We start from the raw sequence: 14,429 nt of genomic DNA on the forward strand, positions 1-14,429 counted from the left end.
CCATGGCCGACCCCGCTCGGGCTCGCAAGCTCGCCAAGCGGATCTCACAGATCGTCGCGCACGCGATCGAGCACGACATCAAGGATCCGCGGCTCAACCACGTGACGATCACCGACACGAAGATCACGGCCGACCTGCACGACGCCACGGTCTACTACACGGTGCTCGGCGAAAACCTGGAGTCCACGCCCGACCACACCGGTGCCGCGGCCGCGCTCGAATCCGCCCGTGGTGTCCTGCGCACGAAGGTCGGACAGGGCACCGGAGTCCGCTACACTCCGACGCTGGCCTTCGTGGCCGACAGCATCCCTGAGGACGCCAAGCGCATCGAGGACCTCCTCGCGAAGGCCAGGGAAGCGGATGCGGAGGTCGCCCGGCGGGCGACCGGAGCACAGCACGCCGGTGAAGCCGACCCGTACAAGCCGCCACGGGAAGAGGCCGAAAACGATGAGTTCGCCGATGAGGAGACCCGGGGCTGAGCAGGTGAGCCACGCCGTGAACAGGCGTGGCCTGCTGCTGGGAGCCGCGGCTCTCGGCGGCTCGGCGCTGATCTCCGCCTGTGGCGCTGAGAAAGCACCCTTGGTGGGGCCGCCTCCGGTGGCCCCACCGACCGCCCCGACCCCGCTCACCGAAGCGGTCACGGTGCAGAAGATGCGGTCCGCGGCCCGGAACCGCGATGTCAACCTCGTCATCATCGCCCCCGACCGCGTGTCCCGGGTCGGGTTGCCGGTCTGCGTCGCCCTGCACGGGCGCGGCGCGGACGCCCGGACATTCCTGGACCTCGGCGTGCAGAACGCGCTGAACCAAGTCGTCGCGGCCGGGCTGCCCGGCTTCGCGGTCGCCGCCGTCGACGGAGACAACTACTGGGTGGACGTCGGCAAGGCCGACGACCCCCAGCGGATGCTGTCCGACGAACTGCCCGGCTGGCTCTCCCAGCGCCAGCTGCGGCCGCTGTCGGCGATGTTCGGGATCTCGATGGGCGGCTTCGGCGCACTGCGCTACGCCCGCGAGCACAAGAACCTCAAAGCCGTCGCCGTGGCGAGCGCCGCGCTCTTCGTGAGCTGGCCCGATGCCAAGTCCCGCAAGGTTTTCGCGGACCGCGAGCAATGGGAATCGCATGAGCCGCTGCTGCACACCGGCGATCTCTCCGCGGCGTCGACAGGGGTGTGGTGCGGGAGTTCGGATCCCTTCGCCCGCGCCGACCGCAAACTCATCAAGGCACTCGACCCCGCCGTTGCGAAGATGACTCCTGGGGAGCACAACGAAGACTACTGGCGGGGCATCATGCCCGAGATGATGAAGTTCGTCGGGGAACGCATGGCCTGACCAGGCCCTCCTCCGCCCCCGACCGGCCCGCATTCAGAGGACTACTTGCGCGGGAGGCCCGGCGGGTTGACCAGTGGCGCCTCCACGGCCTCGCTCCCCAGGTTCCAGCGTTTGAGCACCTCGGCGTACTGGCCGTTCGTGAGCACGCTCTGGATGGCCTGACGCAGCGGCTCGGCGAGCCCGTTGCCCTTCTTGGTCATCGCCGCGATGTCGGCCGGGATCTGCCCGCCGCCGGACACCGTCCCGACGATCTTCGTCTGCCCGTCCACGGCGACGTGGTAGGCGGCCGTCGGGTTGGGGCCCGCGTAGGCGTCGATCCGGCCGGACTGCAGCGCCAGGTAGTAGTCGGTGGTGTTCTGGAAGTACTGGAACTCCACCGGTTTCAGGCCCGCCGCCTTGTTCTGCTCGTCCCAGCGCACCAGGATCTGTTCCTGGTTCGTCCCGGAGCCCACGCCCACCTTGAGCCCGGCGATGTCCTTGGGTTCCTTCACGGTGACATCGCGGTTCTTCTTGACCTCGAAGGCGATGGTGTCCTTGCGGTAGGTGGCGAAGTCGTACTTGTCCTTGCGTTCCTCGGTCACCGTGATGTTGGAGAACCCGGCCGCGTACTGGCCGGTCTCCACCGAAAGGAAGAGGTTCTCCCAGGACGTCGCTTGGAGGTCGAGTTCCAGCCCCAGCACGTCCGCGACCAGCTGCGCGATGTCGGTCTCGACGCCGATCACGGTCTTGTCGTCGTCGGCGTGGAACGACAGCGGGGGAGTGCCGTTGCCGGTGGTGCCGACGGTCAGTTTCCCGGTGTCGCGCACCGCTTTCGGCACGAGATTCGCGACGGCGTCGACCTTCTGCGCGCGGATCCGGTTCTGCTGCGCGGTGATGTTGATCCCCGAGGCCCCGGGCTGGGGTGCGGCGGGGGCCGCAGCCTCGGTCGTCCCGCACGCGGCCAGCGCGACCGTGGACAGGAGCAGGATCGGGTACAAGAGCTTTCTCACGGTGGTACTCCTTCTAAAGAACCTTTTCGAGGAACGCCTGGGTGCGGGGATGCTCAGGCGCGTCGAGGATCTGTGCGGGCGGGCCCTGTTCGACGACGCGGCCGGCGTCCATGAACACCACGGTGTCGGCCACTTCCCTGGCGAAGCCGATCTCGTGGGTGACGACGATCATGGTGGTGCCGTCGCGGGCGAGTTTCTTGATCACGTCGAGCACCTCGCCGACCAGTTCCGGGTCGAGCGCGGACGTCGGCTCGTCGAACAGGAGGACTTCGGGGCGCACGGCGAGCGCGCGGGCGATCGCGACCCGTTGCTGCTGCCCGCCCGAGAGCCGCCGGGGATAGCTGTCCGCCTTGTCTTCGAGCCCGACCAGCGCGAGCAGCCGCCGCGCGTGGTCCGTCGCCTCCGCGCGAGATCGGCGCTGCGCGGAAATCGGTGCCTCGACGACGTTTTCCAGCGTCGTGAGATGCCCGAACAGGTTGAAGTTCTGGAACACGAACCCGATCCGTGTGCGCTGCTTGAGGATCTCGCGCTCGCGCAGTTCGTGCAGCCTGTCGCCCGAACGCCGGTAACCCATCAGTTCGCCGCCGACGCTGATGAACCCGCGGTCGGCGCGGTCGAGGTGGCTGATCAGCCGGAGCAGGGTGGACTTGCCGGAACCGGACGGGCCCAGCACCACGGTGACCTCGCCTGGGCGGACCTGGAGGTCGACCCCGTCGAGCACGGTCAGCGTGCCGAAGGCCTTGTGCACGCCGCGGACGTCCACCTTGAAGTCGTCGCTCATCGGGTCGCCGCCTTCAGTTTGGCGAGGCCGGCGCGGGCCTTCTGCAGGGGAGTGGGCGGGACTGTGCGCAGCGCGCCCTTGGCGTAGTGGCGTTCGACGTAGAACTGCGCCACCGAAAGGAGCGTGGTGAGCAACAGGTACCAGGCGGTGGCCACCAGCAGCAGCGGGATCACCCGGCCGCTCCGGCTGTAGATCACCTGGACCTGGTAGAAGAGTTCCGGCAGCGCCATCACGTACACCTGCGAGGTGTTCTTGACCATGCCGATGATCTCGTTGGCCGCGTTCGGCACGATCGAGCGCATCGCCTGCGGCAGCACGATCCTGCGGAACTGCCTGCCCGCCGGGATGCCCAGCGCCGCGGCCGCCTCCCGCTGCCCCTGATCGACCGCGAGGAACCCGGCACGCACGATCTCCCCGGAATAGGCGGCCTGGTGCAGGCCGAGCCCGAGCCCGGCCGCGAGGAACGGCGGGATCAGGCTCATCGTGTCGAACGAGACGAACGACGGGCCGAACGGAATGCCGAAGGAAAGCTGGTTGTAGAGAATGGCGAGGTTGTACCAGAAAAGCAGCTGGAGAATGAGCGGCACCGACCGGAAGATCCACGTGTAGGTCCAGCTGACCGAACGCAGGAGCGGATTCCGGGAAATGCGCATGAGCGCGAGAACCGTGCCCAGCACGAATCCCGAGACCACGCCGAACACCGTCAATTCCACCGTCAGGACGACCGAGGAGAGGACGGCGTCGGCGAACACGTAGTCGGCGACGACCGACCACTCCCAGGCCTGGTTGGTCACCAGGGCGTGCCCGGCCATGGCCACCAGAACCGCGACCACCGCGGCGGCCAGCCAGGTCAGCGGCCGCCGGGCGGGCACGATCTTCAATTCCTCCTCCGGCCGGGCAGGTGCCGGTGGTGGCGCCGGAGGCGCGTCCAGATCACTCGTCATAAGACACCTGTCTCGCGGGAAATGGGCAGCATGAATCGCCGAAAGCGGGAATGATCGAAAAGGAGATACCCCTCGGCGCGGCATTGATCGCCGCTTTCCTTCTCGTCGAGCCGACTTTAGGAAGACGTGCCCGTTCCGGTCAATGAAGCCGGTGCCGGTTCCAGATGTTGGAAGCCGCGGGACAGGCGAGCGAGAGCGCAAGCCTCTCGGGCTACCCGGCTGTCGCTACCGGACCGGTCACGCGGGACTTGTGTCGGCGCCCAAGGCCTTGCGGCGCGCAGAGCCACTGACCTGTCCCACGAAAACGCCGGTGCCGAGCCGGTCGGGTCTCGTGAGTGGCAAGTCGCGTTCTGGCGGACCCGTATTTGCCTGCCCGCTGGGCCCGGATCGCGTCTCGGTGTCCTTGGTGGGGCTCGTGCTGGATGTCGGTGTGGGCGACGGGGGAAGGTTCCGGACGTTGAATGGCCGGAATCTTCCCTGCTCGGTTGTCGGCCGCAGGGGTTGAGGGGCACGGTCTTGATCAACGGAGGATTCGGGACGTTCAACGTCTCTGATCTTCCGTTGATCAAGGTCCATGGCCGGGTGACTTCGCGACGGTGAAGGATTTGGGACGTTGAACGTCCCAAATCCTTCACCGTCGATCTGGGCGTCCGCCGGGATCGTCACCTTCGCGCAGGTCGGCGGCAGGTAGGCAAATACCGGTCCGCCCTAACGACACTTACCACTCACGAGGCATATGCGCGGCTCAGACCGGTTTGGCCGCGACGATCAGGTCCCGCACGATCGCCTGGTCCACCCGGTGGGAGAAGCCGGCGTACGGGCCGTCCTCGCGGACGTCCAGCCCCGCCTTGTCCAGGATCGCGGCGAGTTCCTCGCGCGGCGCGACGTTGGTGTTCCAGGAGATCCCGAGCGCGCCGCCGGGCTTCAGCACCCGCGTCCACACCGGGACCGCGGCCGCGAGCAGGTCTCGCGGGCTGCGCGCGAGCGACGCGTCCTGGGTGCGGTGGCTGCCGTGCTGCACGCCGTACGGGGCGTCGGTGACGATGAGGTCCACCGAGTTCGGCCGCAGCAGTTCGTCCGTGGTGAGGGTGTCGCAGTTGAGGTAGCTCAGCTTGCGGACCTCGCCCGCCTTGTACTGCTCCTTGGTGATCCCGAAGCCGATGTCGAGCCGCCTGCCGAGCCGGACCTTGTTGCGGCGCACCTGGCCGGATTCGGCGCTGTGCTTGACGCGCTTCTGCTTCAGCCAGGTCTTGACGAACAGTTCGTAGGAGTCGAAATCCTTGCCGTCGACGTCGAGCCCTGTCGCGTCGAAGCCGTACATCATCGCCTGGTTCAGCGTGGTGCCGCGGCCGCACAGCGGATCCAGCAGGTGCAGCGGCTTGTCCAGCATCGCGGCCGGGTCCGCCGTCGCCAGCAGGGTGACGTTGACGAGGAGTTTGGTGAACAGTTCGTTCGTCTTGCCCGGGTACTTCTGGATGGTCAGCAGATCCGAGTCGAAGTTCGCGAGCGGGCTGATCGTGACCGGCTTGAGGACACCGTCGCCGAGTTCGAAAAGCGCGTACAGCGCGGAAAGGTTCGAAAGGAGCGCGAGATCGCGTTCGCTCAACGGGGCGGGCGTGGTGAAGGTGATGTAGCCGACGCCGCCGAGCCGCGTCTCGCCGATCTCCGCGATCTCGCTCTCCAAAGCGGACAGACCGAACACCGCCAGCTCCGCGCTCAGCAGGGCGGGGGTGGAATCGGCGTAGACCCGGTTGGCGGACGGGTAGACCAGGATCGCGTACTCGGACATCCGGTAGAGCGTAGCTTGACTGATTGTGACAGCGACTCCAGTGCCGAACCTGAAGGAAGCCGCCGCCATCCTGGCGCGGGCGAACGACGTGACCCTGCTCGGCCACGTCCGGCCGGACGCCGACGCGCTGGGCAGCGCGCTGGCACTGGGCCGGGCCCTGCAGCTGCGTGGTGTCACGGTCCGTGTCTCCGTCGGCGAGCCCGAGGAGATGCCCGAGACCCTGCGGAGCCTCGACGTCGGCGGGCTCTACGTCCCCGCGAGCGAGCTGCCGGAGAGCGAACAACTACTGGTCGCGCTCGATACGCCGACCCCGGGCAGGCTCGGGAAACTCGCGCCGCGCGTCGACGCCGTCCGAGCCGCGGGGGGCGAGGTCCTGGTGATCGACCACCACGCGTCCAACGTCTTCTTCGGCACGACGCATGTCGTCGACGACACCGCCGAAGCCACCGCCGTCCTCGTGTTCGACTTGCTGCAGGAGCTCGGCGCCGAGATCGACGAGCCGATCGCGCGCTGCCTTTACGCGGGGCTCGTCACCGACACGAGCGGGTTCCGCCGGGCCAGGCCGTCCACGCACCTGATGGCCGCGAAGCTGCTCGAAGCCGGTGTCGACCCGGACAAGGTGGTCCGTGAGATCGTCGAAGATCACCCGTTCGCGTGGTTGCCGATGCTTTCGGACGTCCTCGCGGGAGCCCGGCTCGAACCGGACGAGGCGCGAGGCTTCGGGCTGGCGCACGCTGTCGTGACGCTCGACGCCGCGCGGAGCGTGCGCGCGGAGGAGGTCGAAGCGGTCATCGACGTCATCCGGTCCACTCGTGAGGCCGGGGTCGCCGTGGTGCTCAAGGAAGCCGAACCGACCGGGCCGCAGCGGCGGTGGACGGTCTCACTTCGCTCTGCGGGCGGTGTCGACGTCTCGGCAGCGGCAGGGGAGCTGGGCGGCGGCGGACATCGCCAGGCGGCCGGGTGCACCGCGGAAGGCACCGCGGACGAGGTGCTCGGCAAGCTGAGGGTGGCACTGTCGAGGGCGCCGCTGCTGTGACCCGGTGACGATCGATGTCATCGTAATTTCATCGGCGGTTCCTAACGTGATCCCCGATGAACGCTCACGCTTCCCTCCGCCGCCGGATCCTGGTCACGCTGGGCGTGATCGTGCTGTTCCGGCTGGGCCAGAGCCTGCCCACACCCCACGTGACCGTCCGCGTGCCGGAGAACGATCATCCGTTGCGCTGGATCCTCGACCTGCTCACCGGCGGCGGCCTGTCCACCCTGCCGGTGTTCGCGTTCGGCGTCCTTCCCTGCCTGGCCGCCCCGCCGGTCCTGCGGGCGCTGATCGTCCTGATCCCGCGGCTGGCCGCGCTCCGTGCCGAAGGTGAAGCCGGCGCCCTTGTGCTGACGCGGTATCAGCGAAGGCTCACCGTCGTGCTCGGCCTGCTGGGCGCCGTCGCCGTGGTCGCGTTCCGCGGTCCGGACGTCTTCGACGGAGCCGTCGCGGTGGCGTGCCTGACGGCGGGCGCCGCGCTGGTCCTGCGGCTGACCGAGGTGATCACCGATCGCGGATTCGGCGACGGCGTCCGGATCCTGCTGCTCGCGCAGGTCCTGGCGGTGCTGTCACGGGAGTTCCCGCGCCTGTACGAAACGAAGGGCTGGGCCGCCGTCGTGGTCATGGCCGTGGTGGCGCTGTCGATTTCGGTGATCACGATCGTCGTCGCGCAGGGACAGCGCCGCGTGCCGGTGCAGTACGCCAAGCGGATGATCGGCGTCCGTGCCTACGGCGGGAGCCCGACCTACATCCCATTTCGGTTCCCCCAAGCGAACAGCCCGGCCGTCCTGGCCGCGGTGCTGCTGTCCTTGCCGGCGCTCTGGCCCGGTGTGGACTGGCTGCGCGACGAGGGAAACCCCGGACGGATCGCGCTCTACTTCGTGCTCGTCTGTCTCTTCGCTTTCGCCAGGGCCGCTGTGACGCAGGACATGGACAAGGTGGCCGTCGAGCTGGTGCGGGTGGGTGGTTTCGTCCCCGGGATCCGGCCGGGAAACCCGACCGCCGAATACCTCGACTACGTGAACCGCCGGATCATCGGCTTCGGAGCGCTTTGCTCGGGGCTGGTCGCGCTGATCCCGGCCGTCGGCCTGGCCTTGCTGGACGTGAGCCCGAGGGTGCCCGTCGCCGGGGTGGCCCTGCTGGTGGTCCTCGTCTTCGTCGTCAGTGTCTCGCTCGACACCACGCGGCAGATCGAGGCACTCCGCCAGCAGGAACGGTATGAGCCGTTCCTGCGCTGATCTTCCCGGCGACTGGGACTGTCGTACCAGACGTTTAGTCTGCGGTGGTGCCTGAAGCTTCCGAACCCGACGAGCGCGTCCCGCCGAAACGCGTGCTCGGTCTCGCTGTGCCCGCACTCGGCGTGCTCGCCGCCGAACCGCTGTACGTCCTGGTGGACACGGCCGTCGTCGGGCACCTCGGCGCGTTGCCGCTGGCCGGGCTGGCCGTCGGCGGTGTCGTGCTCTCGCAGGTTTCGAGCCAGCTGACGTTCCTCTCCTACGGCACCACCTCGCGGACGGCGCGGCTGCACGGCGCCGGACGCCGTGGCGAGGCGGTCCGCGAAGGTGTCCAGGCGACCTGGCTGGCGGTGATCGTCGGGCTGTTCGTGATCGTCGCCGGGCAGCTGCTGGCCGCGCCCATCGCGCGGGTCCTCTCCGGGGACGCCGCGATCACCGACGCCGCCGTCTCCTGGCTGCGGATCGCGCTGTTCGGGACGCCGTTCATCCTGATCACGATGGCGGGCAACGGCTGGATGCGCGGTGTGCAGGATTCCGCGAAACCGTTGCGCTATGTCTTGGCGGGCAACGGGATCTCAGCCGTGCTGTGCCCGGTGCTGGTGTACGGCGCGGACTGGGGGCTGGAAGGTTCGGCGATCGCGAACGTCGTCGCGCAGGTGATCTCGGCGTCGCTGTTCATCGTGGCCCTGGTGCGGGAGCGGGTCCCGCTGCGCCCGGAGCCGCCGGTGATGCGCGCCCAGCTCGGCCTCGGACGGGACTTGGTACTGCGCAGTCTCGCCTTCCAGGCGTGCTTCGTCTCGGCCGCCGCTGTCGCCGCGCGGACGTCCACCGAGGCGGTCGGCGCGCACCAGGTCGTGCTGCAGCTGTGGACGTTCCTCGCGCTCGTGCTGGACTCGCTCGCGATCGCCGCGCAGTCGCTCGTGGGGGCCGCCCTCGGCGCCGGCGCGAGCAAACGGGCGCGGGGCCTGTCGAGCCAGATCACCGTCTACGGCCTCGTGTTCGGCTGTTTCCTCGGTGTCGTGTTCGCGTCGCTGGCCGGGGTGCTGCCGCAGGTGTTCACCTCGGACGCGGCCGTACTCGGCGAGATCCCGCACGCGTGGTGGTTCTTCGTCGCGTTGCAACCGATCGCGGGGGTGGTGTTCGCGCTGGACGGTGTCCTGCTCGGCGCGGGCGACGCCGCCTTCCTGCGCAACGCGACGCTGCTGAGCGCGGCGGCGGGGTTCCTGCCGCTGATCTGGCTGTCGCTCGCGTTCGGGTGGGGGCTGGCCGGGATCTGGACCGGGCTCTCGTTGTTCATGCTGCTGCGGCTGGCGACCCTGCTGGTGCGGTGGCGCTCGGGGCGCTGGGCCGTGGAAGGTGCCGTCCGCGCGGCCTGACCCGCGCCGATAGGAGGTACGCGCTGTGGCGAAAAGCACCCGGGTAACGGGTATGTTTCGCCGTTGCTTAGGGGCTACAACTATATGAGGCGGCAGTGCGGGCGTCTCTCTTTGCCCGAAAACCGTGCTCGAGGAGGAATCACTGTGACAGGCCGAGCCACCCGCCGGTCCTGGTTCATCTGGCTCGCCGCCGTCACCGTCTACCTCTTCGGCGTCTTCCACCGCACGTCGTTCGGCGTCGCCGGGCTTCAGGCCGCCGAGCGCTTCGGCGTCGGCGCGGCCGCGCTCGGCACGTTCACCGTCCTGCAGGTCGGCGTGTACGCCGCGATGCAGATCCCCACGGGCGTCCTCGTCGACCGCTACGGCCCGCGCCGCGTGCTCACCGCCGCCGTGTTCTTCCTCGGGCTCGGCCAGATCCTGCTCGCGATCGCCGATTCCTACCCGCTCGGCCTGCTCGCCCGCGCCGTCGTCGGCTTCGGCGACGCGCTGACCTTCGTCAGCATCCTGCGGCTGATCGCCGCGCACTTCCCCGGCCGCCAGTACGCCCTGCTCGCCGCGCTGACCGGGGCCATCGGGTACGTCGGCAACCTCGCCGCGACCCTCCCGCTCGGCCTGCTGCTCGACGGTCCCGGCTGGACCCCGACGTTCCTCGCCGTCGGCCTGGTGACAGCGCTGTACACCGCCGTCGTCGCCTTCCGCGTCGAGGACACTCCACCCGGCTTCCCGGAGCCGGTGCGCGAAAAGGTGCATCCGAAGGTGCTCGGCCGCCAGGTCTCCGAGGCGTGGCGCACGCCGGGGACGCGGCTGGGATTCTGGGTCCACTTCAGCACGATGTTCGCGCCCAACGTGCTGACCATGCTGTGGGGTGTCCCGTTCCTGGTGCAGGGACAGGGAATCCCGAAGGCCACCGCGAGTTCGCTGCTGATCGTCTTCGTGTTCGGCTCGATGATCGGCGGTCCGGTGATCGGCGGCCTGATCGGCCGCCGTCCGTCGCTGCGAATGCCGCTCGTCGGCTGGTACATCGGCGGCGCCGCGGTGGTGTGGGCGGTCCTGCTCGGCTGGAGCGGGACGACCCCGGTCGCGGTCCTGGTCCCCGCGTTCGCGTTCCTCTCCCTCGGCGGCCCCGCGTCGATGATCGGCTTCGCGCTGGCGAGGGACTACAACCCGCTCTCGCGCGTCGGCACCGCGACCGGTGTCGTGAACGTCGGCGGGTTCGTGGCCACGACGATCTCGGCGCTCGCGGTCGGTGTGCTGCTGGAGTGGACGGGCGGCGCGTTCCGCCTGGCACTGCTGTCCGTCGTCGTGGTGCTCTCGTTCGGCACCTTCCGGATGCTCGTGTGGTGGCGGCGCACCCGCGCCGCGCTGTTCGAGGCCGAGGCCCGCGGCGAGGAGATCCCGGTGCAGATCCGGCGCCGCCGCTGGGACGCCGAAGCGCCGCTGCCCGTCTCGTCCTAGGCGAAAGCCCGAAAGATAGGGTTCGGCCCGTGTCGCGCCCCAATCAGGCTCCTGCCAACAAACGTCCCGCCCCGCCGCCCGGTCTCGTCATCGTCGACAAGCCGTCCGGGATGACCTCCCACGACGTCGTCGCGAAGGCGCGGCGCTTCATGGGCACCCGCAAGGTCGGGCATGCCGGCACCCTCGACCCGATGGCCACCGGTGTCCTGGTGCTCGGCATCGAACGCGCGACGAAACTCCTCGGCCATCTGGCCCTGGACCGCAAGACCTACCTCGCGACCCTCTCCTTGGGACTGTCGACCACGACCGACGACGCCGAGGGCGAGCCGATCGCCGAGGCCGCCCCGGACGCCGTCGAGAAGATCACCGACGACGAGATCGCCGCCGGGATCGCCGTACTGACCGGTGACATCCAGCAGGTGCCGAGCGCGGTCAGCGCGGTCAAGATCGACGGCAAACGCGCGTACGCCCGCGTCCGGGCAGGCGAAGAGGTCGTGATCCCGCCGCGTCCGGTCACCGTTCACCGCTTCGACCTGCTCGCCACCCGCCGCGAGGCGGGCCGGATCGAACTCGACGCCGTCGTCGAATGTTCGTCGGGGACCTACGTCCGGGCGCTGGCCCGCGACCTCGGCGCCGGACTCGGTGTCGGCGGCCACCTGCTCGCGTTGCGGCGCACCACGGTCGGGCCGTTCACGCTCGCCAAGGCGCGCACGCTCGATCAGCTCGAAGAAGCGCCTCAGCTGTCACTGGACCTCGACGCCGCCGTCGCCGCGGCGTTCCCGCGCCACGATCTGGACGCGCGCGCGGCACAGGCGGTCCGATATGGACAGAGGGTGCCCGCGGCCGGGATCGAGGGCACGTACGGGATGTTCGGACCGGACGGCCGGGTGCTCGCACTCGCCGCGGACGAGGGCGAACTGGCCCGGTCGGTGGTCGTGTTGCTGCCCGCCTAGGGTGGTGCACAAGCAGGGCTGGAGGAGACGGGGCACAAGTGCAGCGTTGGCGTGGTTTGGGTGACCTCCCCGGGAGCTGGGGACGGTGCGTGGTGACGATCGGCGTCTTCGACGGCGTGCACCGCGGACATCAGGAGCTGATCTCGAGGACGGTCCGCGCCGCCGCCGAACGCGGTATGCCGAGTGTGGTGCTGACGTTCGACCCGCATCCGTCGGAGGTGATCCGGCCGGGCAGCCATCCCGCGCAGCTGACCACGTTGCGCCGCAAGGCGGAACTGGTCGAGGGCCTGGGCGTGGACGTCTTCTGCGTGCTGCCGTTCACGCTGGAACTCTCGCGGCTGACGGCGCACGAGTTCGTGCACGAGGTCCTGGTGGACAAACTGCACGCGGCCGCGGTGATCGTGGGGGAGAACTTCACCTTCGGCGCCAAGGCCGCCGGTGACGTCGAACTTCTGCGCACGCTGGGGAAGCGGTTCGGTTTCGTGGCGCAAGGGGCGGAACTGCAGGGGCTGCTCGCACAGGAGCAGGCGGACAACGAGATCACGTTCTCCTCGACCTACGTCCGCTCGTGCATCGACGCGGGCGACGTCGTCGCGGCGTCCGAGGCGCTCGGCAGGCCGCACCGGCTGGAGGGCATCGTCGTCCGGGGCGACCGCCGGGGTCACGACCTCGGCTACCCGACGGCGAACCTGTCGACGCCGCGGTTCGCCGCCGTGCCCGCCGACGGTGTCTACAGCGCTTGGTTCACCCGTTCGTCGGATCCTGGCCGGCGGCTTCGCGCCGCAGTCTCGGTCGGGACGAACCCGACGTTCTCCGGGCGGGAACGCACGGTCGAGGCTTTCGTCCTCGACATCGACGAGGATTTCTACGGGCAGCACGTTTCGCTCGATTTCGCCGCCAAGCTGCGGGATCAGGTCCGCTTCCCGACGTCGGAAGGTCTGGTGAAGCAGATCGACGAGGACGTCGCGCGGACCAGGGACCTGCTGGGCGAACAGGACTGACCGGCCCCGGACGGAGCCGGACGAGAATCTACAAACACACCCGTCACGGTGCGTTCCGGTGGCAAGATGTCACGGACCGCGCAGGGCGTTCGACGGGGTTAGGGGAGCGGACCAGGTGGAGGACCACAAGATCGTCCAGCGGAACATCGCGCTGCAGAAGGAGTGGTACGGGGAGCCGCTCGGCGATCGCGTGCGGAGACTGGTCGTCGCCTTCGACATCTCCCAGGCCTTCCTCGCCGAGGTCCTCGGCATCAGCGCGCCCATGCTCAGCCAGGTGATGAGCGGACGCCGGGCGAAGATCGGCAACCCGGTCGTCCTCGCCAAGATGATCATGCTGGAACGCAAGGTGCTGGTCCCGTCGGTCGCCGCGGGGGACCGCAAGGCCATGCAGGAGGCCCTCGAAGACGTCCGCGACTCGCGGCCGACGGTGGGCCGCGACAGCATCCCGGTCGGCGCCGTCGCCGACGACCAGGGTGTGCTCGTGGCGCTGCGGGACATCGGCGAGGACGAAGACCTCACCGAAGCCGCGAAGCTGCTCGACGAGGATTTCCCGGCCCTGGCGGACCTGCTGCGCCGGGCGGCCAAGAACTCCTGACGATGCTGCTCTTCAGCGCACTGATCCCGCCGCCTGGTGTCCTGGACGAGGTCGCCGCGGCGCTGGGTACGCCCGAAGACGGCGATTTCCGCTGGTCAGCGCGGGACAACTGGCACGTCACCCTCGGTTTCTACGGCGAGGACGACGCGGGTGAGCGGGGCGATTGGCTGGCCGGACGGCTGGCCGGCGCGGGGGCGATCGACCTCCGGCTGGAAAAGGCCGCGACATTCCCCGGGGTCCTGTGGTTGAGTGTGGTCGGAACCGGGCTCCACGAGCTGGCCTTGAAGGCCGGCGCGGAGAGCGAAGGCGGGCCATATGTGGCCCACCTGACCCTGGCCCGCTTCCCCCGCGACCGGCCGGAAGCCGCGAGCGCGTGGGAGGAGCGGCTGGCCGGGTTCACCAGTGAGACTTGGACGGCGGCAAAGGCCGTTCTGATGAGCAGTGAACGTGAACGAGGCGTGTCGCGCTACCGGGTGATCCGGTCGTACGAGTTGCAGCACGCCCGCGACTGAAGCCGCTGATCACGAGGCTGGTAACCTCGATGATCGGGTCCGGCTGCAGTCCGTGGCGGCCGTGACCGTCTCACCCGGCGTGAAGCATCGTCCGGGCCGCACGGCACAGAATATCTAGGAGCACCACTGTGGCTTTGTCCACCGAAGAGAAGAAGTCGATCCTTGCCGAGTACGGCGTGCACGACTCGGACACCGGATCCCCCGAGGCCCAGGTCGCGCTGCTGACCAAGCGCATCGTCGGCCTCACCGAGCACCTCAAGGCTCACAAGCACGACCACCACTCCCGTCGCGGGCTCCTGCTGCTGGTCGGCCGTCGCCGCCGGCTGCTGAACTACGTGATGAAGGTGGACATCGAGCGTTACCGTGCGCTGATCCAGCGTCTCGGCCTTCGCCGATAGCTTGAACCCGAGGGGGAGTGACCACGTCGGTCGCTCCCC

15 protein-coding genes are annotated in these 14,429 nt (G+C 69.0%); 11 read left to right on the forward strand and 4 right to left on the reverse strand.

Annotated elements, in window-relative coordinates; all coding sequences use genetic code 11:
• The first annotated feature begins 2 nt into the window (after window positions 1–2).
• Together rbfA and ACZ6YV_RS39315 are read left to right on the forward strand one after the other, a co-directional pair.
• Window positions 3–479: a 30S ribosome-binding factor RbfA gene (rbfA, locus tag ACZ6YV_RS39310; protein WP_465514473.1), complete on the forward strand. Its 477-nt coding sequence runs from the start codon at window positions 3–5 to the stop codon at window positions 477–479.
• Window positions 460–1,326, forward strand: a complete 867-nt coding sequence (locus tag ACZ6YV_RS39315; protein ID WP_465514474.1) for an alpha/beta hydrolase — start codon at window positions 460–462, stop codon at window positions 1,324–1,326. Before rbfA ends, ACZ6YV_RS39315 begins: the two co-directional genes overlap by 20 nt.
• Window positions 1,327–1,367: 41 nt before the next feature.
• Here the strand turns inward: ACZ6YV_RS39315 and ACZ6YV_RS39320 are convergent, their stop codons facing one another.
• The 4 genes from ACZ6YV_RS39320 to ACZ6YV_RS39335 all read right to left on the reverse strand — a co-directional run bounded on the left by ACZ6YV_RS39320 (window position 1,368) and on the right by ACZ6YV_RS39335 (window position 5,829).
• Entirely contained in the window at window positions 1,368–2,315 is a 948-nt protein-coding gene (locus ACZ6YV_RS39320) for an ABC transporter substrate-binding protein (protein WP_465514475.1), read from the reverse strand.
• Between the two features lie 13 nt (window positions 2,316–2,328).
• Window positions 2,329–3,096 (reverse strand): amino acid ABC transporter ATP-binding protein, encoded by a 768-nt coding sequence (locus ACZ6YV_RS39325; protein WP_465514476.1) that lies wholly within the window; start codon window positions 3,094–3,096, stop codon window positions 2,329–2,331.
• Window positions 3,093–4,040: an amino acid ABC transporter permease gene (locus tag ACZ6YV_RS39330; protein WP_465514477.1), complete on the reverse strand. Its 948-nt coding sequence runs from the start codon at window positions 4,038–4,040 to the stop codon at window positions 3,093–3,095. Before ACZ6YV_RS39330 ends, ACZ6YV_RS39325 begins: the two co-directional genes overlap by 4 nt.
• A 745-nt stretch (window positions 4,041–4,785) precedes the next feature.
• Window positions 4,786–5,829 (reverse strand): TRM11 family SAM-dependent methyltransferase, encoded by a 1,044-nt coding sequence (locus ACZ6YV_RS39335; RefSeq protein WP_465514478.1) that lies wholly within the window; start codon window positions 5,827–5,829, stop codon window positions 4,786–4,788.
• A gap of 40 nt (window positions 5,830–5,869) precedes the next feature.
• Here ACZ6YV_RS39335 and ACZ6YV_RS39340 point away from each other — a divergent pair, with 40 nt between their 5' ends.
• From ACZ6YV_RS39340 to rpsO, 9 genes are all read left to right on the forward strand, one after another.
• Window positions 5,870–6,865: a DHH family phosphoesterase gene (locus ACZ6YV_RS39340; RefSeq protein WP_465514504.1), complete on the forward strand. Its 996-nt coding sequence runs from the start codon at window positions 5,870–5,872 to the stop codon at window positions 6,863–6,865.
• Between the two features lie 56 nt (window positions 6,866–6,921).
• Complete coding sequence (locus ACZ6YV_RS39345; protein WP_465514479.1) at window positions 6,922–8,103, forward strand: preprotein translocase subunit SecY; 1,182 nt, start codon at window positions 6,922–6,924, stop codon at window positions 8,101–8,103.
• A gap of 44 nt (window positions 8,104–8,147) precedes the next feature.
• On the forward strand, window positions 8,148–9,476 hold the full coding sequence (locus ACZ6YV_RS39350) for an MATE family efflux transporter (RefSeq protein ID WP_465514480.1): 1,329 nt from the start codon (window positions 8,148–8,150) through the stop codon (window positions 9,474–9,476).
• A 144-nt stretch (window positions 9,477–9,620) separates the two neighbouring features.
• Complete coding sequence (locus tag ACZ6YV_RS39355) at window positions 9,621–10,931, forward strand: MFS transporter (protein WP_465514481.1); 1,311 nt, start codon at window positions 9,621–9,623, stop codon at window positions 10,929–10,931.
• A 29-nt stretch (window positions 10,932–10,960) separates the two neighbouring features.
• Window positions 10,961–11,884 (forward strand): tRNA pseudouridine(55) synthase TruB, encoded by a 924-nt coding sequence (truB, locus tag ACZ6YV_RS39360; RefSeq protein ID WP_465514482.1) that lies wholly within the window; start codon window positions 10,961–10,963, stop codon window positions 11,882–11,884.
• 38 nt (window positions 11,885–11,922) lie between these two features.
• Window positions 11,923–12,885, forward strand: coding sequence for a bifunctional riboflavin kinase/FAD synthetase (locus ACZ6YV_RS39365; RefSeq protein ID WP_465514483.1), 963 nt, complete (start codon window positions 11,923–11,925; stop codon window positions 12,883–12,885).
• A 115-nt stretch (window positions 12,886–13,000) separates the two neighbouring features.
• On the forward strand, window positions 13,001–13,480 hold the full coding sequence (locus ACZ6YV_RS39370; RefSeq protein WP_378247722.1) for an XRE family transcriptional regulator: 480 nt from the start codon (window positions 13,001–13,003) through the stop codon (window positions 13,478–13,480).
• A gap of 2 nt (window positions 13,481–13,482) precedes the next feature.
• Complete coding sequence (locus tag ACZ6YV_RS39375; RefSeq protein ID WP_465514484.1) at window positions 13,483–13,992, forward strand: 2'-5' RNA ligase family protein; 510 nt, start codon at window positions 13,483–13,485, stop codon at window positions 13,990–13,992.
• A 128-nt stretch (window positions 13,993–14,120) separates the two neighbouring features.
• Window positions 14,121–14,390 carry a 30S ribosomal protein S15 gene (gene rpsO, locus ACZ6YV_RS39380; protein ID WP_003084034.1) on the forward strand — a complete coding sequence of 90 codons (270 nt, stop codon included), beginning with the start codon at window positions 14,121–14,123 and terminating at the stop codon, window positions 14,388–14,390.
• Window positions 14,391–14,429 lie beyond the last annotated feature (39 nt).

The organism is Amycolatopsis sp. NPDC102522 (genome assembly GCF_055584485.1).

Bases quoted from the DNA above. Each gene is read 5' to 3' on its own strand.
- rbfA (WP_465514473.1), top strand. From the start codon at position 3: ATGGCCGACCCCGCTCGGGCTCGCAAGCTCGCCAAGCGGATCTCACAG.
- ACZ6YV_RS39315 (WP_465514474.1), top strand. From the start codon at position 460: ATGAGGAGACCCGGGGCTGAGCAGGTGAGCCACGCCGTGAACAGGCGT.
- ACZ6YV_RS39325 (WP_465514476.1), bottom strand. From the start codon at position 3,096: ATGAGCGACGACTTCAAGGTGGACGTCCGCGGCGTGCACAAGGCCTTC.
- ACZ6YV_RS39330 (WP_465514477.1), bottom strand. From the start codon at position 4,040: ATGACGAGTGATCTGGACGCGCCTCCGGCGCCACCACCGGCACCTGCC.
- ACZ6YV_RS39335 (WP_465514478.1), bottom strand. From the start codon at position 5,829: ATGTCCGAGTACGCGATCCTGGTCTACCCGTCCGCCAACCGGGTCTAC.
- ACZ6YV_RS39345 (WP_465514479.1), top strand. From the start codon at position 6,922: ATGAACGCTCACGCTTCCCTCCGCCGCCGGATCCTGGTCACGCTGGGC.
- ACZ6YV_RS39375 (WP_465514484.1), top strand. From the start codon at position 13,483: ATGCTGCTCTTCAGCGCACTGATCCCGCCGCCTGGTGTCCTGGACGAG.